Source organism: Pseudomonas sp. Irchel s3a12 (assembly GCF_900187485.1).
Lineage (GTDB): Bacteria > Pseudomonadota > Gammaproteobacteria > Pseudomonadales > Pseudomonadaceae > Aquipseudomonas > Aquipseudomonas neuropathica.
The window spans coordinates 76,746-98,532 of the sequence record NZ_FYDN01000007.1 but is presented as its reverse complement, the minus strand read 5'-3'; the positions used below and the strand labels follow the sequence as shown (position 1 = coordinate 98,532).

The window sequence follows — 21,787 nt, the reverse complement described above, 5'->3', positions numbered from 1 at the left end:
CTACATTTGAAATGCGTTCCCCTGTAGGAGTGAGCCTGCTCGCGATAGCTGTATAACTGGTGGTGCATTTCTTGAACCCAGACTCCCCATTCAGGTGCAAAACAAGCTCAAAAAACCGCCTTATTTATATCCTGTGCACCATTTAATTTCATAACTGCGACATTTTGCTCTGTTCCTGTGCGTATTTCGTTTGTTACAGTCCGGCCCAATCTCCTCCAACGACAATAAATTTGCCGAGACTTTTCCCATGATCGAATCCGTCGAATCCTTCCTCGCTCGCCTGAAAAAACGCGACCCGGATCAACCCGAATTCCACCAGGCCGTCGAAGAAGTCCTGCGCAGTTTGTGGCCGTTTCTCGAAGCCAATCCGCATTACCTGACCTCGGGGATTCTGGAGCGCATCTGCGAGCCGGAGCGCGCGGTGATTTTTCGCGTGTCGTGGGTCGACGATCAGGGCAAGGTCCAGGTCAATCGCGGTTTCCGCATCCAGATGAACAGTGCGATCGGCCCGTACAAGGGTGGCCTGCGTTTCCATCCGTCGGTGAACATGGGCGTGCTGAAATTCCTCGCCTTCGAACAGACCTTCAAAAACTCCCTGACCTCGCTGCCCATGGGCGGCGGCAAGGGCGGCTCGGACTTCGATCCGAAGGGTAAGAGCGACGGCGAAGTCATGCGTTTCTGCCAAGCGTTCATGAGCGAGTTGTACCGCCACATCGGCGCCGACGTTGACGTGCCGGCCGGTGACATCGGTGTCGGTGCGCGCGAGATCGGTTTCCTGTTTGGCCAGTACAAGCGCCTGAGCAACCAGTTCACCAGTGTGCTGACCGGCAAAGGCATGACCTACGGCGGCAGCCTGATTCGTCCGGAAGCCACCGGTTTCGGCTGCGTCTACTTTGCCGAAGAAATGCTCAAACGCCGCGAGCAGACCGTCGAAGGCAAACGTGTGGCGATTTCCGGTTCCGGCAACGTCGCGCAATACGCGGCGCGCAAGGTGATGGATCTGGGCGGCAAAGTGATTTCCCTGTCCGACTCAGAAGGCACGCTGTATTGCGAGGCTGGGCTGAGCGAAGAGCAGTGGCTGGCGCTGCTGGAGCTGAAAAACGTCAAGCGCGGACGCATCAGTGAACTGGCGGCAGCGTTCGGTCTGGAATTCCGCGCGGGTCAGCTGCCGTGGTCGTTGCCGTGCGACATCGCGCTGCCGTGCGCTACGCAGAACGAACTCGACGCCGAAGCCGCGCGCACACTGCTGCGCAATGGCTGCGTGTGCGTAGCTGAGGGCGCGAACATGCCGACCACGCTGGAGGCTGTGGATATCTTTATCGAGGCCGGCATTCTCTTCGCTCCGGGCAAGGCATCCAACGCCGGCGGTGTGGCGGTGAGTGGCCTGGAGATGTCACAGAACGCCATGCGCTTGCTGTGGACGGCAGGTGAGGTGGACAGCAAGCTGCACGCGATCATGCAGTCGATCCACCACGCTTGTGTGCACTACGGCGAAGAGAACGGACGGATCAACTACGTCAAAGGCGCGAACATCGCCGGCTTCGTCAAAGTCGCCGACGCAATGCTCGCACAGGGTGTGGTTTAAGCCGGTTCGATGCGGATCACTTCAATCACTTGATCGCCGGCGGGGCGCTGCCACAGCACCTCGTCATTGAGCCGCGCACCCAGCAGCGCGCGGCCCAGCGGTGAGCCCCAATTGATCAGGCCTTTGCTCGCATCGGCCTGATCTTCGCCGACCAGTTGCACCCGCCGTTCGGTGTCGTGTTCGTCGGCGTAGGTCACCCAACTGCCGATCTGCACTTTGTCGGTGGAGGTCGCGGCAACCGCGACTTGTGCGCTGCTCAGGCGCTGATTGAAATAACGCAAATCACGTTGCAGATCCGCCAGCCGTTGCTTGTCGGCCTGCTCACCTCTGGCTGATTGTTCGGCATGCAGGGTTTGCAGTTCGGCGACTTTTTCCTGCAACTGCGCCAGCCCTTGCGCGGTGACGTAATTGGGCTGCTCGCTGACCTGCCGTTCGACCGGCTGATCGGCTTGCGCGGCGGCGTTGTCTTCGTTGACGAATGCGCGACTCATGGTGTTCTCCTCGTATGAGGTTTGGGCCATGCTCGCAGGCATTTGGTTTCACTGGATGTCTGGAAACGACCTATTGCGAGCGATAGGCCCGCCCGGCGTCCTGATCTTTCTGTTGCTGCCAGGCGCGCTCGCGTTCGTCCCAATGTTCATTGCGATACTGTTCGCGGTCCTTGTTTTCCAACATTGCCTGACACTGGCGGAAGCCGTCGGTCCAGCCTTCGGCGTATTGCTTGTCCTTGAGATAGCGCGGCACATTCTTGCGAAACTCGCCGCTGATCGAACCCGCCGCCTGACGACCGCTGACACAACCGTCATCGAAGCCGTCGGCGAAGGCCGGTGGATAACCCTTGGCGATCAAATCTTCATGGGTGGTCTGGCAACCGCCCAGTAACAGCACAACACCCAGCAAACCCGCACACCGCCACATCGCACTCTCCCGCGCCGGTTCTCGGCTTATGGGAAAGTCTAGAAGCTGATTCGTCGAGCGTTGGTGAAAGGCATGTGAGTAATTCGTTGAGCACCACAAATCCCCTGTAGGAGTGAGCCTGCTCGCGATAGCGGTGTATCAGTCACCGCACCAGTGACTGATGAATTGCTATCGCGAGCAGGCTCACTCCTACAGGGGGATGTGTTCGGGATCAGTAGTGATACCACTTCACTTCAAGCATGACCTCGGTTTCCGGGGTGGCGAGATGGCTGAACTCACGCTGCGCACTCAGGCGCAAACCAAGGTTGCGCGACAACTCCCACTGCTGATTCAGGCTGAGGCTGCGGCGTACTTCGCCATTGAAGAAGTAATCGCCTTTAGCCTCCAGACTGAGATTGCCCAACGGGTTTTTCCACAACACGCCGGTATTGAAACCGCCGGCTGGCGAGACGAACTCGGCGAAATCATTGTTGTGTTCAACGCGCACGGTGCCGAGGGCAAAACCCAGCACATCATCCCCCAGCGCCCACGTCCCGCCGCCGCCACCATTGACGTGGCTGACCAGCGTCTCGTCATCGTGCTTGCCCGGTACGCGCTCAAGACCGCCAGTGACTTGCCACGACAGCGGCTGCAATAGCTCATTACGCGGTGTCAGCGAACGAATGGTCGCCAGATCCAGTTGCTGAAACTGCCATTGATTGCCCTCGTACTGACGCAGTTTCATCTGCAGGATCTCGATCTGCGCGCCGAGCGGGAAGCTCTCGGCGTTGTCGTTGAGATCGTGATAGGCCATGCGCAAGCCGTACTCACCGAATGCGCGATCACCACGGGTGCCGAGACCGGCCTGCCAGGTGCGCGATTCGTGGCCGTCTTCGGGCAAGCCTGGTTGTGGTATTTCCAGTTCGGGTGCGGGGTTTTTGTTGATCGCTCGCAGCAGTTCAAAGCTGCGCTGTGCCCGTTGTGGATCGCGTTCCTGACCGTTGGCGCGGTAGCGCTCCAGACGATACGCCGCGTCGATGATCAACGCTTGACGATCGCGGGGTAGGGCTTTGAACGCCGGATTCTGCAACTGCTGTTGATCGGCGCTGACGTTCAGCACCCATTGCTGTTCGTCACTGTTCAAAGGCTCGGCACGGCTGAGCAATTCGCGCTCGCGTGACGGGCGGTATTCGATACTTTCCACCAGCCCGGCTTCCTTCACCGCTTTGACGGTGTCGGTGGGAATCGCGGTCAACGGGAATTGTTCAGTCAGGCGCAGGCTCGGGCGTGCCACCTGCAGCAACTCAAGCAGACGATACGAGCAGTTTTCGTCGAAGAAGAAGTAGTCGAACTGGATCTGCTTCAACTCCCACACATGCTCGACCATGCGCGCGGTTTCTTCTTGCGTCAGGTTGAGCCGGTATTCCCACAGGTCGCGGTTTTCCAGGCTGCGGTATTCGGAGAGCTTTTCCTGGTACGGCACCAGCGCGAACAGTCCCGGATAACCGCCCATCAAACCTTTCCAGGCGTACAGGATGCTGTTGTCCGAGCCTTCGATGTAGGCGCCGAAGTTGATCGCGTAACTGAGCAGCGAGGTCTTGTCGGCCTGCACATCGGCCTGATCGATGCGCAGCAGGGTGTGGCCGAACATCGATGACGGACTGTTCAAATAAGCCGCCGGGAAGATCATCACCGGGCTGTGCGGCGAGACGTCCTTGAACCACTTCTTGTATTCGGCGCATGCCGGCGCTGGCAGATCGCTGAGATTGAGCTGCGCTTTCAGCCAGCGAGTGCGCGCCGGATAAACGCATTGCGCATGTTGCTCGCCAAGGCTCGCCGGGGCGTACAGCGCTTGCACGGTGGCTTCCAGCTCATGATCGGGATGTTCGTTGCCATCGGGCGCGAGAAAGAATTTCTTGTCACTGACATAGCTGCGCCAGCCGCCAAGCTTGGCGGTTTCGTAGTGACCGAGGGAAATCCAGAAGCGGTCGTTGGCCAGTTGCTGCAAACGTTGAGGGTCGATGTGGGGCGCGGCGGACAGCGGGGCGCAGACACAGAGCGCCAGCCAGGCAAGGCGTTTGAGCATAGTCGGCAACTTGAACAGGAAAGAAATAAAGACCCAAGGAGGGCGGGCCGAAAAAACAAAACCCGCTTCCCGAAGGAAGCGGGTAGGGTCGAGCTTAAGCTTGAGTCGCGTACTTGGCCAGACGAGGATCCGATTTCAGTACGGCCAGGGTGTTGGTATGCACGTCTTCAGCGGTCACGTCAGCCTTGCTGAAGATCTGCTGGAAGTGCTCGTGAGTCACAGCAGCGAAGTGCGCACGGTCTTCCGGTGCCACGCCCAGTACCACGGCATAAGTCGTCAGCGCTTCGCCGTTGCCTTTGGCCATGTCTTCGGACAGCTCGTTCATCATGCCATTCATGGCAAACCAGGATTTGCCGCCGTAGGTCAGCGATGCGTTGGTCGAGCAACCGTTGGTGCCGGACGTCATCCCGAAGGTGGCGTTACCGGAAGTACCGTTGGTGGTGGAAGCGAGGAAGTGCGCCGGGGTGCCACGCTGACCTTCGAACAGCATGTTGCCCCAACCGCAATCCGGGCCGCCTGGAGCTTGCGCCATTGCGTTGATGGATACAGCGGTGAAGAGAGTACCGAGAAGAATCCGTTTCATAGCTTTTTTCTCTTTATGTGCATACCAATGGACAGGGTTCTGGCCGGCTCTAAACGTAAGCTGCCTGCGCGACGATCATGCTGCGTTGAAAACAGGCTCGGAATGCTCATGTAGGTCCCTACACTCCGCTTCCTCGCCTGTTTTCGCCTTGCCTGATCGCCGCTCGGCGAGCTTACGTTCAGAGCCAAACGAAGCCAGTGGGCCGGTATTAGTTCCAGCCGCGCAGTTTGGAGTTTAGGCATGTTCCTGCGGTTCCGTGATTTTTTACAAAAGATTCGCTAATGACCCCGGTTTCAGGGGGGCTGCTGTGCAGAGGTGCGGTTGTCTATGCTTTGTCGTATGGCGCGCCTTGCCAGTGGGGCACGGGCGGCGCCAGAATGCCGCTATCTGCCCCGCCTGATTGTTAAGGAAGCCCGATGCCTGATCCTGTTGCTGCCAGCTTGCGTCTCGCGCCCGAAGCGCTGACCCGTCCGTTTTCCGCTGAACAGTTCAGCTTCACTACCACCAATGATCTGGAGCCCTTTCGCGGTGTGCTCGGCCAGGAACGCGCGGTCGAAGCCTTGCAGTTCGGTGTGGCCATGCCACGCCCCGGTTACAACGTTTTCGTCATGGGCGAGCCCGGCACTGGCCGTTTCTCGTTCGTCAAACGCTACCTGAAGGCCGAAGGCAAACGCCTGCAGACCCCGGCGGACTGGGTCTACGTCAATAACTTCGATGAACCGCGCGAACCGCGCGCCCTGGAACTGCCTTCGGGCACTGCCGGTGCATTCATCGGTGATATCAACGGTTTGATCGACAACCTGCTGGCGACATTTCCAGCGGTGTTCGAGCATCCGTCCTATCAGCAAAAGAAAAGCGCCATCGACCGTGCATTCAACCAGCGCTACGACAAAGCCCTCGACATCATCGAGCGCCTGGCCTTGGAAAAAGACGTTGCCCTGTATCGCGACAGCAGCAACATCGCCTTCACGCCGATGCTCGATGGCAAAGCGCTGGACGAAGCCGAATTCGCCCAGTTGCCGGAAGCCGATCGCGAGCGTTTTCACGATGACATTTCCGGCCTCGAAGAGCGCCTGAACGAAGAACTCGCCAGCCTGCCGCAGTGGAAGCGTGAGTCGAACAATCAACTGCGCTCGCTCAACGAAGAAACCATCACCCTGGCCTTGCAGCCGCTACTGTCGCCGTTGTCGGAGAAGTACGCCGAGAACGCTGCGGTCTGCGGTTACCTGCAAGCGATGCAGGTGTACCTGCTGAAAACCGTGGTCGAGCAACTGGTCGACGACAGCAAGACTGACGCCGTCGCACGCAAACTGCTGGAGGAGCAATACGCGCCAAGCCTGGTAGTCGGTCACCCAGTGAGCGGCGGTGCACCCGTAGTGTTCGAACCGCACCCGACTTACGAAAACCTCTTCGGTCGCATCGAATACACCACCGATCAGGGCGCGCTTTACACCACCTATCGTCAGCTGCGTCCGGGTGCCTTGCACCGCGCCAATGGCGGTTTCCTGATTCTTGAAGCAGAAAAAATGCTCAGCGAGCCGTTCGTATGGGACGCGCTGAAACGCGCCCTGCAATCGCGCAAACTGAAAATGGAATCACCGCTGGGCGAGATGGGCCGTTTCGCCACCGTGACGCTCAACCCGCAGCACATTCCGTTGCAGGTCAAAGTCATCATCATCGGTGCGCGGTCGCTGTACTACACGCTGCAAGATCTCGATCCGGACTTCCAGGAGATGTTCCGTGTTCTGGTCGACTTCGACGAAGACATTCCGATGGTCGACGAGAGCCTGGAGCAATTCGCCCAGTTGTTGAAAACCCGTACTTCGGAAGAAGGCATGGCGCCGCTGACCGCTGATGCGGTAGCGCGTCTGGCAACCTACAGCGCACGTTTGGCCGAGCACCAAGGGCGTTTGTCGGCGCGCATTGGTGATCTGTTCCAACTGGTCAGCGAAGCGGATTTCATCCGTCACCTGGCCGGCGATGAAATGACCGATGCCGGGCATATCGAACGTGCCTTGAAAGCCAAGGCCACGCGCACCGGTCGTGTGTCGGCGCGGATTCTCGACGACATGCTTGCCGGGATCATCCTGATCGACACCGATGGCGCCGCTGTCGGCAAGTGCAACGGTCTGACCGTGCTAGAAGTCGGCGACTCGGCGTTTGGTGTGCCGGCGCGGATTTCCGCCACGGTGTATCCGGGCGGCAGCGGCATTGTCGACATTGAGCGTGAGGTCAACCTCGGCCAGCCGATTCACTCCAAAGGTGTGATGATCCTTACCGGGTATCTGGGCAGCCGTTATGCCCAGGAATTCCCGCTGGCGATTTCCGCGAGCATCGCGCTGGAGCAGTCGTACGGTTACGTCGACGGCGACAGTGCGTCGCTGGGTGAGGCCTGTACGCTGATTTCGGCGCTGTCGAAAACGCCATTGAAACAGTGCTTTGCGATCACCGGCTCGATCAACCAGTTCGGTGAAGTACAGGCAGTGGGCGGGGTTAACGAGAAAATCGAAGGCTTCTTCCGTCTCTGCGAAGCACGCGGGCTGACCGGCGAGCAGGGCGCGATCATTCCGCAGGCCAACGTCGCCACGCTGATGCTCGATGAGAAAGTCCTGGCGGCGGTGCGTGCCGGGCAGTTCCACGTGTACGCGGTGCGTCAGGCCGACGAGGCGTTGAGTCTGTTGGTGGGCGAACCGGCCGGTGAACCGAATGCCGACGGCGAATTCCCCGAAGGCAGCATCAATGCACGGGTGGTGGAGCGCTTGCGTGATATCGCCGAGATGATCAGCGAAGAAGACCTCAAGGAAGCCGAGAAAGAGTTGGCCCAAGAAGCGCTGGCCGAAGCCAAACCGGCCTGAACCTAAACGCGGTCAAACTGTAGGAGTGAGCCTGCTCGCGATAGCGGAGTGTCAGTCGGCGAATAAGTTGCCTGGCACACCGTTATCGCGAGCAGGCTCACTCCTACATTGGTCTTTGTGGTGATCTTCGGGAAAATCGCCACAACTCTGACGCCAATATTCACACAATGACCATTCGGCGCCTTCTGGTCTCATTCGGCTTGCGCAGCGGACTTTTCTTCTATTCTCAGCTCAAGGATATCGACAGTATCACTGGATCGAGCCAGTCCTCCCGTGAGGGCTGAATACCGGCTTCACCGAGGGTCGCCGCCATGTCGCGCAACCTCTGCCTTACCCGTCAATGCCTGGGTCTTGTGACCCGTATCGAATGCGCCATCAAGCCGTTGGCCGGCGATAACGGCATGTGGACGCTGCTCTTCGCCGCCGGCATGGCCGGTGAACAACCTTCCGCCATCAAGGCCCAAGGCCCGTTTCATGGACCGGTCGCCGCCGAATCGATACTCGACACCATTGTCGAAAGCCTGACCCTGCATGGCTACGAACTGGCCGACGATCCGCAGATCTGGAGTTTGCACCTGCAAGCTCAACTGCGGCAGATCAACGGTGGCCGTGGCCGCGCCCTGTAGGCGCTGCCGCAGGATGCGATCTTTTGATCTTGCTCTTCAATGGGCAGTCTCAGGCACCTGCGCCTTGTCGAGCTTGACCTCAAAGCCGTATTGCACAGTGGCGAGGTCGGTGCGCTGGTAGGTTTCTACGTGAGTCGGGCGGCCATAAAAATAGTGCACGCCGAACAGCGCCGGGCCTTCTGCGCTCGCATCGTGGCTGACAGCAAGAATCTGCTTGAGGTAGTTGCCGCTGTCGTCTTTGACGAAGAAACGCCATTCGTTGGGCGGAAACAATTTCAGGTCCACCACCAGCAGGTTGTTCTTGATCTCCAGACCTTTGGGCAAGGACTTGGCGTCGTATGCCTGCTTGGCCACAGTCGCGAGAAACAGCGGCATTGAGCCGACGGCGATCGCCGGGGTTTCCGGGAACAGGTTCAGGTCGTAAGTGATCGTCGCGCGCAGCGGATCGACCTGGTAAGCCTCGGGCGGCAGTTCGATCGGCTCATCAAGCTTGCCACTGCGCTTTTCAGTGAAGAACGTGACAGGACTGACCCCCGGGCTGAAGTCATCGCCGAGCAATTCATCGTTGAACGTACGGCGATGGGAAAACTCGATGCGCGCAGCGCTCGGTTCTTCCACGGATTGATGGACGCGGATGCCAGCCTTCAATTGGTCCTCGGTCAGGCTCGCGCCTTTGAGCCAGTTGGCTGCCAGATCGTCGTAGACCGTCACTGGCAGGTCCAGCGGCTGGATAGCCTTCTGCGTCGTGTGTTGACTGAACGTGCGAATCGGCAGATCCAGCGATTTGCGCGTCACCGTCGCCGAGGAGAAGTCGAGCACGCTGACTTCCAGAGTGTCGATCGGGCCATTGAAATAGACCTTGTTATAGCGACGCGGGTGCTTGTCCTCGAATGCCTGCTGCTCTTCGGTGAGTTGCTTTTCCAGCGCATCGCTCCAGCCCTTCTGCTGTTGCAGGTAGGCCAGTTGTTTTTCATAGAAGGCCACTTGCTCCGGACTCTCGTTGATCGAGCCGGCGCGTATCAGGTATTGCCCGGTCTTGTCGCGGGCTTGGACGATCAGCGGATTGAGCTGCGTCTCTGCGACTTCCGCAGCCAATGGCAGGCTGTTGCTGAATTCGACTTCGGCGTAGTTGTTTTCGAGCTTCAGCAGTTTGACGCTGAGGTTGTCATTGCTGCGGGTCTGGCCGACGTCTTTTGGCGTCAGGTCGAAGCTGTACAAGCGGCGCGGTGCGATGACTTCGATCTGGCCTTGCAGGCTGACCGGTTGCGGCAGGGACTTCTTGTCCACGTCCAGTCCGTCAATGAACGGGTAGGTCACGGTCAGGTCATCGGGGTTGGTGACGTTGGAGCTGGAGGGGCTGAGCTGAATGCCCGGATCGGTTTCTGACCATTCCGGCTGATAGGCGATCACGCGTTTGTTGCTCAACGTCACCGACTGCCATTCCACACCGTGTGGAAACAAGAAACCGCCGGGAATGTTCAGGTTGAACGGGAACACCGGTTGCAGATCGGTGAGGTAATCGGAGCTGGCATCCTTGTGCAGCACGAACAGGCCGTTGATAAACGTATCGACCAGCGTCTGCGGGGCAGGGTAGTGCTTGAGCACGGCGAGCGCGTCTTCACCGTATTCGGTGCGCGGCGGATTGTCGTTGAGCTTGAGTTGCGCGCGTTCGAGCAGCAGCAGTGAGCCGCCGAGTTCGGTGATGGCGTCCTTGAGTTTGGTGTCGGTGATGGCGTCCAGTGACTGTTCGAACTTTGCCGTTTTTTCTTCAAGGCTGGTGGTGTGTTTTTCGTCGCCGGGCGAGCAACCGCTGATCAACAGAGCAAGGCAAATTCCGGCCGTCGTTATCGGTAATCGCACATCCATTTCCACACGTCCTGTCTGCAGTCACTGGGCTGTCAATGGTTTCGACACTAGCAGAAAAAAATCATCCGCACGCGCAGGTGGCGGATTTTCGGGCAGTTTCTGGCTGTCACAGGGGGCTGGTATACTCGCCGCCATTTCCACCCCCTTGTGTGAGATTCAATGGAACGCTTTATCGAAAATGCAATGTACGCCTCGCGCTGGCTGCTGGCGCCAATCTATATCGGGCTTTCGCTCGGGTTGCTGGCGCTGGCACTGAAATTTTTCCAGGAAGTGTTCCACATCCTGCCCAACGTTTTTTCGATGGCCGAGTCGGAACTGATTCTGGTGCTGCTGTCGTTGATCGACATGGCACTGGTCGGCGGTCTGCTGGTGATGGTGATGATTTCCGGCTACGAGAACTTCGTCTCTGAACTGAACATCGACGAAGGCAAGGAAAAGCTCAGCTGGCTCGGCACCATGGACTCTTCGTCGTTGAAGATGAAAGTGGCGGCTTCGATCGTGGCGATTTCCTCGATTCACTTGCTGCGCATCTTCATGGACGCCAAGAACGTCGATCCCGAGCACTTGATGTGGTACGTGATCATCCACATGACCTTCGTCGTTTCGGCGTTCGCCATGGGTTACCTGGACAAAGTCACCAAGCACTGATCAACCGTTGATCGCTGCAAAAACACCGCCCGTCTGTTGCGAAACAGACGGGCGGTGTCGTTTGTGGCTTGTGCTTTGTTGCGCGCGAGCATATCCCTGTAGAGATCCTGATTCGCCACTGTGTGAGGTGCTTTCATGAACCTGCAAGAGCTGAACGCGTTTGCCATCGCCAGGAAGGTCGATGAGTTGAACCTGATCTCCATGGAAGGCGGGATTTATCTGCTCGAAGCACGCATGCATGGCGCGGCGTATCCGTTGAGTGATCTCAAAGGCAACATGCTGACACTGCGTTCGGTGGAGCATGCGCGGGATCTGCTGCATGCGTTTCCGGTGCTGCCCTTCAATCTTGTACACACCTCGGTGCATGACGAAATGTGCGGCCTGGCCGGTAGTATCGATGAAAGCCTGAAGGTGCCGCTCGCCTGGCGTTCAGCCCTGTAGGCCTTGCGCCCCATCGCCGGGCATCTGTGCTAGTCTGCTCGCCCTTTTGGTTCCGGGCGCGCCGGGACGCGCTGTGCTCGCACGGCAAGTCTTGTGGCCGTCCGCACAGCGGAGCAGTGTCATGTCCGAAGTAAATCTGTCCACCGACGAAACCCGCGTCAGCTACGGCATCGGCCGTCAGCTGGGTGACCAGCTGCGCGACAACCCGCCACCGGGCGTTAGCCTGGACGCCATCCTGGCCGGTCTGACCGACGCTTTCGCCGGCAAGGAAAGCCGTGTTGGCCAGGAAGAAATGTCCGCCAGCTTCAAGGTTATCCGCGAAATCATGCAAGCCGAAGCCGCTGCCAAAGCTGAAGCCGCTGCTGGCGAAGGCCTGGCCTTCCTGGCTGAAAACGCCAAGCGTGACGGCATCACTACCCTGGCTTCCGGCCTGCAATTCGAAGTGCTGACTCAGGGCGAAGGCGCCAAGCCGACCCGTGAAGATCAAGTACGTACTCACTACCACGGCACCCTGATCGACGGCACTGTGTTCGACAGCTCCTACGAGCGCGGCCAGCCTGCAGAATTCCCGGTTGGCGGCGTGATCGCTGGCTGGACCGAAGCCCTGCAACTGATGAATGCCGGCAGCAAATGGCGTCTGTACGTGCCGAGCGAACTGGCTTACGGCGCTCAAGGCGTTGGCAGCATCCCGCCGCACAGCGTTCTGGTATTCGACGTCGAGCTGCTGGACGTTCTGTAAGACCGGGCCTGCCTTGATGGCGGGCTAATGTAGGAGTGAGCCTGCTCCGGGCGGCGATCCGACGATGGCGTCCGTTCAGTCAGCAAATCTGTTGCCTGATACAACGATTTCGCGAGCAGGCTCACTCCTACAGTTTTTACCGCGTTTCATAGTTCTATCTTGTGATGCAGTTCACTGGTCGGGCGCAAGGCCCGGGCATAGCAGAACAGGAACAGATTGCGCACCAGCTCCTTGAGCACCAACGGCTCGCTGGAATTGAGACTGCTGACGTCCAGATCCCCTTGATCCTGCAGTTCATGCAAGGCTTCTTCTTCAAGCACCGCACAGACTTCACCGGTCTCCCGATGGAGGATTCTGAGGTAAGGGTGTGGGCGATCCAGCCACGCGTCGATCAAATAAGTCATGGTTCTCATCTCCTTGAAGGGTTTCAATGAGAATAATTCTTATTCGTCAAATAGCAAGCGTCTATTGGCGGATTCTGAAATTTTCCGGGTAAAGATTGCGTAAGGTCAAAACGGCTGGCGTTTGGCTATTGCGCGGTTTTGCTGGGGGGGAGCGGGGAGGGCGAAGCTCCATCCCACGCTTGGCGCGGGATGGATGACAACGGAATCAGACCTTTCTGACGAACTCGGATTTGAGTTTCATCGGGCCGATACCGTCGATCTTGCAGTCGATGTCGTGGTCGCCATCGCACAGACGGATGTTCTTGACCTTGGTGCCGACCTTGACCACCAGCGAAGTGCCCTTGACCTTCAGATCCTTGATCACGGTGATGGTGTCGCCGTCCTGCAGGACGTTGCCGACCGAGTCTTTCTTCACGGCATCATCAGACGCCACTTCGGCTTCGCCGCTGGCGGACCACTCGTGGGCGCACTCCGGGCACACCAGCTGGGTACCGTCTTCGTAGGTGTATTCGGAATTGCATTTCGGGCAGGGTGGCAACGTGCTCACTAAGGCTCCTTGGGTGTGGATCGCTAAAAGTCGCACATTGTATAGGGTTTTAGTTTTTCAGGCAGTCAAATGCAAAAGATCGCAGCATCGACAACCCCTGTAGGAGCTGCCGAAGGCTGCGATCTCTTGATTTTGCTTCAGCGGTATCAGTGCGTACGGGCGACCGCAAACTCGCTCAGTTCAACCAGCGCATCGCGGTATTCGCTGGCTGGCAGTGCATCGAGGCACTTGATCGCGCGGGCCACGTAATCACGGGCCAGTTGCGCGGTGTATTCCAGCGAACCAGAAGCTTCCACAGCAATGCGGATGCTTTCCAGATCTTCGATCCCGCCTTTCTGGATCGCCTGACGCACCAGTGCAGCCTGTTCCGGCGTGCCTTCGCGCATGGTGTAGATCAGCGGCAGCGTCGGTTTGCCTTCGGCCAGATCGTCACCGACGTTCTTGCCCAGGGTCTCGGCGTCGCCCTTGTAGTCGAGCAGGTCGTCGACCAGTTGGAACGCCACACCGAGGTGGTCGCCGAAGGTGCGCAAGGCTTCGCTCTGCTCAGCGGTAGCACCGGCCAATGCAGCGGCGCTGTGGGTCGAAGCTTCGAAGAGCATCGCGGTCTTGCCGCGGATGACTTCCATATAGGTTTCTTCGGTGGTGCTGGCGTCGCGCACCTTGGACAGTTGCAGTACTTCGCCTTCAGCGATGATGCGCGTGGCCTGGGACAGGATCTTCATCACCGGCATCGAGCCCAGTTCGACCATCATTTCAAACGAGCGCGAGTACAGGAAATCGCCGACCAGCACGCTCGGGGCGTTGCCCCACATGGCGTTGGCGGTCGAACGGCCACGGCGCATGCCGGACATGTCGACCACGTCGTCATGCAGCAGGGTGGCGGTGTGCAGGAATTCGATGGTGGCGGCCAGCAGGCGCATGTCGTCGCCTTCGCGACCCAGGGCCTTGCCACACAGCAACACTAATAAAGGACGCAGACGTTTGCCGCCGGCCGAGGTAATGTAATCGCCGATTTTCGATACCAGCGGTACTCGGGAAGTCAGCTGCTTCTTGATGATGCCGTCGACGGCGCTAAAATCGTCCGCCACCGCGCGGTAGAAAGCTTGGGGTTGCATCAGCGAGAGTCGCTCCAGAAGGGTTGCGCGGCATGCTAGGACCCCCATCCAGACCTGTCAAGGCGCGATAGACGGCTACTTGCAAGCCTGCGGCACCTTGCGTACAATCGCGCACCCTGAACTTCCTGGGCAGCACCTGCCTTACGCAATTGCAACGGGCCTTCCAGCCTTATGCAGCCATGCCAGCCAATACCTCTTCTTATAAAGAGCTGGGTGAGCAGGATTATCGGAGAAATACCATGTCTTATGCAGTAATCGTTACTGGCGGCAAGCAGTACAAAGTCGCCCCGGGTGAATACCTGAAGATCGAAAAACTGGAAATCGCTACCGGCGAATCCGTTACCTTTGATCGCGTTCTGTTGGTTGCCAATGGCGACGACGTGAATATCGGCGCTCCAGTTGTTGCTGGCGCTACCGTTGTGGCTGAAGTGATCTCCCAAGGTCGTCACGATAAAGTCCGCATCATCAAGTTCCGTCGCCGTAAGCACCACATGAAGCGTATGGGCCACCGCCAGTGGTACACCGAGATCAAAATCACCGGTATTCAGGCTTAATTTCAGCCTAATTCCTCACTAGGAGAATTGACTCATGGCACACAAAAAAGCTGGTGGTAGTACCCGTAACGGTCGCGACTCAGAAGCCAAACGCCTTGGCGTTAAGATGTATGGCGGCCAGAAAATCATTCCGGGCAACATCATCGTGCGTCAGCGCGGCACCCAATTCCACGCTGGCTACGGCGTTGGCATGGGTAAGGATCACACCCTCTTCGCGAAAATCGAAGGCGTGATCAAGTTTGAAGTAAAAGGCGCGTTCAACCGCCGTTACGTGAGCGTTGTCGCAGCTTAATTGCGCGATCGCTGGAAAAGCCCTGTCTCGCGACGGGGCTTTTTCGTTTGTGGGGTGAGTCTCTTGCAAAACTGTTTGTATGGGCTGTCGGCGTGCGATGCAGGTCGTGTTTTGGGGTCGCTGCGCTCATTTTTGCAAGAGTCTTATGTCTTGATTGTTTTTCGGCTCGTCCGTACGGCGAGAGGCGTTGGTTATGAAGTTTGTTGATGAAGTATCGATTCGCGTAAAGGCTGGTGACGGCGGCAATGGCGCCATGAGTTTCCGTCGGGAAAAATTCATCGAAAACGGTGGCCCGAACGGCGGTGATGGTGGTGACGGCGGTTCCATCTACATGATGGCTGACGAAAACCTCAACACTCTGGTCGACTACCGTTACACCCGGCACTTCGATGCCGAGCGTGGCTCTAACGGCGGCAGCACCGACTGCACCGGTAAAAAAGGTGAAGACCTGATCCTGCGCGTGCCGGTCGGCACTACGGTGATCGACTCTGCTACTCAGGAAGTGATTGGTGACCTGACCAAGGCTGGCCAGAAACTGATGGTAGTGCAGGGTGGTTGGCACGGTCTGGGTAACACCCGTTTCAAATCCAGTACCAACCGTGCGCCGCGTCAGACCACGCCGGGTAAGCCGGGTGAGCAGCGCGACCTGAAACTGGAAATGAAAGTACTGGCTGACGTCGGTCTGCTGGGCTTGCCGAACGCCGGTAAAAGTACCTTTATCCGTTCCGTTTCTGCGGCCAAGCCGAAAGTCGCCGACTACCCGTTCACCACGCTGGTGCCAAACCTCGGTGTGGTCAGCGTCGATCGCTGGAAGAGCTTTGTCATTGCCGACATTCCGGGTCTGATCGAAGGCGCTTCCGACGGTGCTGGCCTGGGCATTCGCTTCCTCAAGCACTTGGCGCGTACGCGTCTGTTGCTGCACCTCGTCGATATGGCGCCGCTTGATGATTCCAGCGCGCCGGATGCCGCTGAAGTGATCGTCAACGAACTGATCAAGTTCAGTCCGTCCCTGGCCGAGCGTGATCGCTGGCTGGTGCTGAACAAGTGCGACCAGATCCTTGAAGAAGAGCACGATGAGCGCGTCAAGGAAATCGTTGATCGCCTGGAGTGGACTGGCCCGGTCTACGTGATCTCGGCGATCGCCAAGATCGGTACCGAGCGTCTGTGCCACGACATCATGCGTTACATGGAAGATCGCGCCGATCGCTTGGCCAATGACCCGGCTTACAAGGAAGAGCTGGCCGACCTCGATCAGCGCATCGAAGACGAAGCCCGTGCGCAGCTGCAGGCGCTGGATGACAAGCGTGCCCTGCGTCGCAGCGGCGTGAAGTCGGTCCATGACATCGGCGACGATGATTGGGACGAAGAAGATGTGGATGACGAAGACGGTCCGGAAATCATTTACGTGCGTGACTGATTCGTTGGGTAGGCGCTGCCGCAGGCTGCGATCTTTTGACCTTTAGAAGATCGCTGGTGTGTGCTGAGTCTTCATCTCAGGGCGGTGTTATCATCGCTGCAAGCCGTTTTTCTAAGGCGCCGCTCAATCGAGCGGCGTTTTAGTATCTGGAAATCGCAAGTCACAAATAACGTCATGGGCGGCGCTGGGTCGCGTTGCCCTCAAGCTAAGGTTGAAGATGATGCGGAGCAAGGTGACAGGTGCGCAGCGTTGGGTCGTGAAGATCGGCAGCGCTTTGCTGACAGCTGATGGCAAAGGGCTGGATCGCGCGGCAATGAGTGTCTGGGTGGAGCAGATGGTGGCCTTGCATGAGGCTGGCGTCGAGTTGGTGCTGGTGTCCTCCGGGGCGGTAGCGGCCGGCATGAGCCGTTTGGGCTGGACCGCACGACCCAGTGCGATGCATGAGCTCCAGGCGGCTGCGGCAATTGGTCAGATGGGCTTGGTGCAGGCGTGGGAATCGAGCTTCGCCGAGCATGGCCGGCACACTGCGCAGATTCTGCTGACGCATGACGATTTGTCCGACCGCAAGCGCTACCTCAACGCCCGCAGCACTTTGCGCGCATTGGTCGAGCTGAAAGTCATCCCGGTGATCAACGAAAACGACACCGTGGTCACCGACGAAATCCGTTTCGGCGACAACGACACGCTCGCGGCGCTGGTGGCCAACCTGGTCGAGGCGGATCTGCTGGTGATCCTGACCGACCGCGATGGCATGTTTGACGCCGATCCGCGCAACAATCCCGAGGCGCAGCTGATTTACGAAGCGCGCGCTGATGATCCGAGTCTCGATGCGGTAGCGGGCGGCACGGGTGGTGCGCTGGGGCGTGGCGGTATGCAGACCAAGTTGCGAGCGGCGCGACTGGCTGCGCGTTCCGGTGCGCACACCATCATTGTTGGTGGGCGTCTTGAGCGTGTGCTTGATCGCCTGAAGGCGGGTGAGCGTATCGGTACGTTGCTGTCGCCTGAGCGCGGCATGCTCGCGGCACGCAAGCAATGGCTGGCCGGGCATCTGCAGACTCGCGGCACGTTGGTGCTGGATGATGGTGCGGTGTCGGCGCTGTCACAGGGCAATAAAAGTTTGCTGCCGGTAGGTGTGAAGTTGGTGCAGGGCAGTTTCCGTCGCGGTGAAATGGTCGTCTGCGTGGCGCCCGATGGTCGTGAGATTGCCCGAGGCCTGGCTAACTACAGCGCGCTGGAAGCACAAAAAATTATCGGTCAGTCGTCGGATGCGATTGTCGGTTTGCTCGGTTACATGGCGGAGCCTGAACTGGTTCACCGTGACAACCTGATTCTGGTCTAAGGAAAATTCGATGCGTTTAGCGAAAGGATTGTTGGGCTTGCTGATGGCGATGCCATTGCTGGCCTCGGCCGAGGAAATCGGTCAGGTGTCGACGGTGTTCAAGTTTGTCGGTCCGAACGACCGCATTGTGGTCGAGGCTTTCGATGATCCGAAAGTTGAGGGGGTGACCTGCTACCTGTCGCGCGCCAAGACGGGCGGTGTGAAAGGTGGCCTGGGTCTGGCTGAAGATCGCGCAGAAGCGTCGATCGCTTGCCGTCAGGTCGGCCCGATCAAGTTCAAGGGTGATCTGAAGGATGGCGATGAGGTGTTCAAGGAGCGCACTTCGCTGGTATTCAAGACCATGCAGGTGGTGCGATTCCTGGACAAGAAGCGCAATACGCTGGTGTATCTGGTCTACAGCGATCGCTTGATCGAAGGCAGTCCGCAGAATGCCGTGACCGCGATCCCGATCCTGCCGTGGGTACCGATCCAGCAATAACGCCGCAAACCAACTGTAGGAGTGAGCCTGCTCGCGATAGCGGTGTGTCAGTCGATGCAATTATTGACTGTGACACTGCTATCGCGATCAGGCTCACTCCTACATTTTTTTGCGCTGGGATTTGTTAAATCACAGGCAATAAAAAACCGACCCTAAGGTCGGTTTTTTAATGACTACGTCGGATTAAGCAGCTTCTTTCAGCGCTTTGACGTGGCCATTCAGGCGGCTCTTATGGCGAGCAGCCTTGTTCTTGTGGATGATGCCTTTATCGGCCATACGGTCGATAACTGGCACAGCCAGAACGTATGCAGCTTGAGCTTTTTCAGCGTCTTTTGCGTCGATGGCTTTAACTACATTCTTGATGTAGGTGCGAACCATGGAACGCAGGCTGGCGTTGTGGCTGCGACGCTTCTCAGCCTGTTTTGCACGTTTTTTGGCGGAAGGTGAGTTGGCCACCGTCGAGCTCCTCGAAAGACTTTTTAGGAAATAGCAAACAAAATAGGCCGCGAATCATGCCGATGAGTTGAAGTCTTGTCAAGGGCACTTGAAACGTTCCGCTAAGTGGTAGGTATAAAGAGGCGGGATATTTATTTCCGGCGCTTGACCTGTAAACTCGCGAGCTTTGGCTCTGTGCTGCTGCGGCGCGGAGTATCGCACAAGTAGGCGCTTTGTTCGCCTGCTGTTTATCGACAGGCACAAATTCCCTCAATGAATCTGCTCAAATCGTTGGCCGCCGTCAGCTCTATCACGATGCTTTCCCGGATTCTGGGCTTTGTTCGTGACACGCTGATTGCTCGTACTTTCGGCGCCGGGATGGCGACGGATGCCTTCTTTATTGCCTTCAAACTGCCCAATCTGCTGCGGCGTATCTTCGCTGAAGGCGCGTTCTCTCAGGCATTCGTGCCGATTCTCGCTGAATACAAGAGCCAGAAGGGTGAAGAGGCGACCCGAACCTTTATTGCCTATGTGTCGGGTCTGCTGACGCTGGTATTGGCGGTAGTGACGGCGCTGGGCATGATCGCTGCGCCTTGGGTGATCTGGGCGACGGCCCCGGGTTTTACCGATACGCCGGAAAAATTCCAGCTCACCTCCGATCTGTTGCGGGTGACGTTCCCCTATATATTGCTGATCTCCCTGTCCTCACTGGCGGGCGCGATTCTCAATACCTGGAACCGTTTCTCGGTGCCGGCCTTTGTGCCGACGTTGCTCAACGTCAGCATGATCGTGTTTTCGCTGTTCCTCACGCCGTACTTCGATCCGCCGGTGATGGCGCTGGGCTGGGCGGTACTGGTCGGTGGACTGGCGCAGTTGCTCTATCAGCTGCCGCACCTGAAAAAGATCGGCATGCTGGTGCTGCCGCGCCTGAACCTGCGCGATACCGGCGTCTGGCGCGTAATGAAGCAGATGCTGCCGGCGATTCTCGGCGTGTCGGTCAGCCAGATCTCGCTGATCATCAACACCATCTTCGCCTCGTTTCTGGTCGCAGGCTCGGTGTCGTGGATGTATTACGCCGATCGCTTGATGGAGCTGCCTTCGGGTGTGCTTGGCGTGGCATTGGGCACGATTCTGCTGCCGACGCTGGCGAAAACTTACGCGAGCAAAGATCGCCATGAGTACTCGCGAATCCTCGATTGGGGCCTGCGCCTGTGCTTTGTGCTGGTGCTGCCCTGTGCGCTGGCGTTGGGGATTCTCGCCGAGCCGCTGACTGTTTCGCTATTCCAGTACGGGCAGTTCAGTGGCTTCGACGCCGAAATGACTCAGCGCGCATTGATTGCTTACTCTGTCGGTCTGCTCGGGATTATTGTGATCAAAGTGTTGGCTCCGGGCTTTTATGCGCAACAGAACATCCGTACACCGGTAAAAATCGCAATCTTTACCCTGGTGGTCACTCAGCTGTTCAACCTGGTGCTGATTGGCCCGTTAGCGCACGCGGGGCTGGCACTGGCGATCAGTGCCGGTGCCTGTCTCAACGCCGGACTGCTGTTCTATCAACTGCGTAAACAGCAGATGTATCAGCCGCAGCCGGGTTGGGCCAAGTTTGGTTTCAAACTGGTGATCGCGGTGGCGGTAATGTCGGCAGTGTTGCTGCTTGGCATGCATTTCATGCCGGCGTGGGATCAAGGGCACATGCTTGAGCGCTTCCTGCGTCTGGGCGCATTGGTTGCGGCGGGCGTGGTGTCCTATTTCGGTATGTTGCTGTTGCTCGGTTTCCGCTTGCGTGATTTCAATCGCAAGGCCTTGAGCTGAGGTTTTACCCTTTATAAACAGGCGCGGGCCGGCAGTTTTGTCGGCTCGTTCACTTTGCGTTACGGTGTTGCCTGTCGTCGACCGTCGGGTGTGGTTATAATCGACCACTTTATGAGCAAGAAGCGCGTTATGCAGCTGGTTCGAGGCCTCCACAACTTGCGCCCCCAGCATCGGGGCTGCGTCGCCACTATTGGCAACTTTGACGGTGTTCACCGTGGTCACCAGGCTATCCTGGCCCGACTGCGTGAGCGTGCGCTCGAGTTGGGCGTACCCAGCTGCGTGGTGATTTTCGAGCCGCAGCCACGGGAGTTCTTTGCCCCCGAGACCGCGCCGGCGCGTCTGGCCCGCTTGCGCGACAAGCTGCAATTGCTGGCTGCCGAAGGCGTCGACCGGGTGTTGTGCCTGGCGTTCAACCAGCGCTTGAGCAAGCTCAGCGCCAGTGAGTTCGTCGACACCATCCTCGTCGATGGTCTTGGCGTGCAGCATCTGGAAGTCGGTGACGATTTCCGTTTCGGTTGCGACCGCCTCGGCGATTTCGACTTCCTGCTGCAGGCCGGGCAGATGCACGGTTTTACCGTTGAAGCGGCACAAACCGTCGAGCTGGACGGCATTCGCGTCAGCAGTACGCAGGTGCGTAATGCATTGGCTGCCGCCGATTTTGCCTTGGCCGAACGCTTGCTCGGTCGCCCGTACCGCATTGCCGGTCGCGTGCTGCACGGCCAGAAACTGGCCCGGCAACTGGGTACGCCCACTGCCAACATTCAACTCAAACGTCGTCGCGTGCCGTTCACAGGTGTGTATCTGGTGAATGTCGATATCGACGGCAAGACCTGGCCCGGTGTCGCTAATATCGGCGTACGGCCCACGGTACAAGGTGATGGCAAGGCCCACCTTGAAGTCCATCTTCTAGATTTTGCCGGCGATCTGTATGACCGGCGTTTGACGGTGGTTTTCCACCAAAAGCTGCGTGAAGAGCAGCGCTTCGCCTCCCTGGAGGCATTGAAAACGGCGATCAATGCGGATGTCGCCACCGCCCGTGCACTAGCCGCACCTAGCGCCCATCGCTAA

Annotated in this window: 22 protein-coding genes; 13 read left to right on the top strand and 9 right to left on the bottom strand. The window is 58.2% G+C overall.

What is annotated here, in order from left to right; all coding sequences use genetic code 11:
- Window positions 1-247 precede the first annotated feature (247 nt).
- Window positions 248-1,585 (top strand): NADP-specific glutamate dehydrogenase, encoded by a 1,338-nt coding sequence (gene gdhA / locus CKW14_RS13530; protein ID WP_095048713.1) that lies wholly within the window; start codon window positions 248-250, stop codon window positions 1,583-1,585.
- Here gdhA and CKW14_RS13525 read toward each other — a convergent pair.
- From CKW14_RS13525 to CKW14_RS13505, 4 genes are all read right to left on the bottom strand, one after another.
- A complete protein-coding gene (locus CKW14_RS13525) occupies window positions 1,582-2,076 on the bottom strand; it encodes a GreA/GreB family elongation factor (RefSeq protein ID WP_095125461.1) in 495 nt (164 codons plus the stop codon). The two genes, gdhA and CKW14_RS13525, sit on opposite strands and share 4 nt — an antisense overlap.
- A gap of 70 nt (window positions 2,077-2,146) precedes the next feature.
- Window positions 2,147-2,503, bottom strand: a complete 357-nt coding sequence (locus CKW14_RS13520; RefSeq protein ID WP_093434789.1) for a hypothetical protein — start codon at window positions 2,501-2,503, stop codon at window positions 2,147-2,149.
- 211 nt (window positions 2,504-2,714) lie between these two features.
- On the bottom strand, window positions 2,715-4,568 hold the full coding sequence (locus CKW14_RS13510; protein WP_095125460.1) for a DUF4105 domain-containing protein: 1,854 nt from the start codon (window positions 4,566-4,568) through the stop codon (window positions 2,715-2,717).
- 94 nt (window positions 4,569-4,662) lie between these two features.
- A complete protein-coding gene (locus CKW14_RS13505; protein ID WP_007909797.1) occupies window positions 4,663-5,151 on the bottom strand; it encodes a DUF3015 domain-containing protein in 489 nt (162 codons plus the stop codon).
- A 416-nt stretch (window positions 5,152-5,567) separates the two neighbouring features.
- Here CKW14_RS13505 and CKW14_RS13500 point away from each other — a divergent pair, with 416 nt between their 5' ends.
- Together CKW14_RS13500 and CKW14_RS13495 are read left to right on the top strand one after the other, a co-directional pair.
- The gene (locus CKW14_RS13500; RefSeq protein WP_095125459.1) at window positions 5,568-8,006 is read left to right on the top strand and encodes a Lon protease family protein; all 2,439 of its coding nucleotides are present in this window, start codon (window positions 5,568-5,570) and stop codon (window positions 8,004-8,006) included.
- Between the two features lie 311 nt (window positions 8,007-8,317).
- Window positions 8,318-8,632 carry a hypothetical protein gene (locus tag CKW14_RS13495; RefSeq protein WP_007909799.1) on the top strand — a complete coding sequence of 105 codons (315 nt, stop codon included), beginning with the start codon at window positions 8,318-8,320 and terminating at the stop codon, window positions 8,630-8,632.
- A 36-nt stretch (window positions 8,633-8,668) separates the two neighbouring features.
- Here CKW14_RS13495 and CKW14_RS13490 read toward each other — a convergent pair whose 3' ends face one another.
- Window positions 8,669-10,498 (bottom strand): hypothetical protein, encoded by a 1,830-nt coding sequence (locus tag CKW14_RS13490; protein ID WP_095125458.1) that lies wholly within the window; start codon window positions 10,496-10,498, stop codon window positions 8,669-8,671.
- A gap of 159 nt (window positions 10,499-10,657) precedes the next feature.
- On the opposite strand from CKW14_RS13490, the gene CKW14_RS13485 reads away from it, so the two are divergent.
- The 3 genes from CKW14_RS13485 (at window position 10,658) to CKW14_RS13475 (ending at window position 12,326) form a co-directional block, all read left to right on the top strand.
- On the top strand, window positions 10,658-11,146 hold the full coding sequence (locus CKW14_RS13485) for a TIGR00645 family protein (RefSeq protein ID WP_007909801.1): 489 nt from the start codon (window positions 10,658-10,660) through the stop codon (window positions 11,144-11,146).
- A gap of 135 nt (window positions 11,147-11,281) precedes the next feature.
- Window positions 11,282-11,587: a DUF6482 family protein gene (locus CKW14_RS13480; RefSeq protein WP_095125457.1), complete on the top strand. Its 306-nt coding sequence runs from the start codon at window positions 11,282-11,284 to the stop codon at window positions 11,585-11,587.
- Window positions 11,588-11,708: 121 nt separating this feature from the next.
- Window positions 11,709-12,326 carry an FKBP-type peptidyl-prolyl cis-trans isomerase gene (locus tag CKW14_RS13475; protein WP_008078561.1) on the top strand — a complete coding sequence of 206 codons (618 nt, stop codon included), beginning with the start codon at window positions 11,709-11,711 and terminating at the stop codon, window positions 12,324-12,326.
- A gap of 146 nt (window positions 12,327-12,472) precedes the next feature.
- On the opposite strand, the gene CKW14_RS13470 is transcribed toward CKW14_RS13475, so the two are convergent.
- The 3 genes from CKW14_RS13470 to CKW14_RS13460 form a co-directional block, all read right to left on the bottom strand.
- Window positions 12,473-12,730: a hypothetical protein gene (locus CKW14_RS13470; protein WP_034153845.1), complete on the bottom strand. Its 258-nt coding sequence runs from the start codon at window positions 12,728-12,730 to the stop codon at window positions 12,473-12,475.
- Window positions 12,731-12,935: 205 nt separating this feature from the next.
- Window positions 12,936-13,277, bottom strand: coding sequence for a zinc ribbon domain-containing protein YjdM (locus CKW14_RS13465; RefSeq protein ID WP_016986200.1), 342 nt, complete (start codon window positions 13,275-13,277; stop codon window positions 12,936-12,938).
- A gap of 146 nt (window positions 13,278-13,423) precedes the next feature.
- The gene (locus tag CKW14_RS13460) at window positions 13,424-14,392 is read right to left on the bottom strand and encodes a polyprenyl synthetase family protein (protein WP_007950962.1); all 969 of its coding nucleotides are present in this window, start codon (window positions 14,390-14,392) and stop codon (window positions 13,424-13,426) included.
- 239 nt (window positions 14,393-14,631) lie between these two features.
- Here CKW14_RS13460 and rplU point away from each other — a divergent pair, with 239 nt between their 5' ends.
- The 5 genes from rplU (at window position 14,632) to CKW14_RS13435 (ending at window position 18,472) form a co-directional block, all read left to right on the top strand.
- Window positions 14,632-14,946, top strand: coding sequence for a 50S ribosomal protein L21 (gene rplU, locus CKW14_RS13455; RefSeq protein WP_003176051.1), 315 nt, complete (start codon window positions 14,632-14,634; stop codon window positions 14,944-14,946).
- A gap of 34 nt (window positions 14,947-14,980) precedes the next feature.
- Window positions 14,981-15,238: a 50S ribosomal protein L27 gene (gene rpmA, locus CKW14_RS13450; RefSeq protein ID WP_003176049.1), complete on the top strand. Its 258-nt coding sequence runs from the start codon at window positions 14,981-14,983 to the stop codon at window positions 15,236-15,238.
- Between the two features lie 193 nt (window positions 15,239-15,431).
- Window positions 15,432-16,655: an Obg family GTPase CgtA gene (cgtA, locus tag CKW14_RS13445; protein WP_016986202.1), complete on the top strand. Its 1,224-nt coding sequence runs from the start codon at window positions 15,432-15,434 to the stop codon at window positions 16,653-16,655.
- A 220-nt stretch (window positions 16,656-16,875) separates the two neighbouring features.
- On the top strand, window positions 16,876-17,994 hold the full coding sequence (gene proB, locus CKW14_RS13440; RefSeq protein WP_042561149.1) for a glutamate 5-kinase: 1,119 nt from the start codon (window positions 16,876-16,878) through the stop codon (window positions 17,992-17,994).
- A 10-nt stretch (window positions 17,995-18,004) separates the two neighbouring features.
- Complete coding sequence (locus tag CKW14_RS13435) at window positions 18,005-18,472, top strand: CreA family protein (protein ID WP_095048706.1); 468 nt, start codon at window positions 18,005-18,007, stop codon at window positions 18,470-18,472.
- Window positions 18,473-18,655: 183 nt separating this feature from the next.
- On the opposite strand, the gene rpsT is transcribed toward CKW14_RS13435, so the two are convergent.
- Window positions 18,656-18,928 (bottom strand): 30S ribosomal protein S20, encoded by a 273-nt coding sequence (gene rpsT, locus CKW14_RS13430; RefSeq protein ID WP_003228351.1) that lies wholly within the window; start codon window positions 18,926-18,928, stop codon window positions 18,656-18,658.
- A 252-nt stretch (window positions 18,929-19,180) separates the two neighbouring features.
- Here rpsT and murJ point away from each other — a divergent pair, with 252 nt between their 5' ends.
- Together murJ and ribF are read left to right on the top strand one after the other, a co-directional pair.
- Window positions 19,181-20,719, top strand: a complete 1,539-nt coding sequence (gene murJ, locus CKW14_RS13420; protein WP_095048705.1) for a murein biosynthesis integral membrane protein MurJ — start codon at window positions 19,181-19,183, stop codon at window positions 20,717-20,719.
- A gap of 129 nt (window positions 20,720-20,848) precedes the next feature.
- Entirely contained in the window at window positions 20,849-21,787 is a 939-nt protein-coding gene (ribF, locus tag CKW14_RS13415) for a bifunctional riboflavin kinase/FAD synthetase (RefSeq protein ID WP_174244482.1), read from the top strand.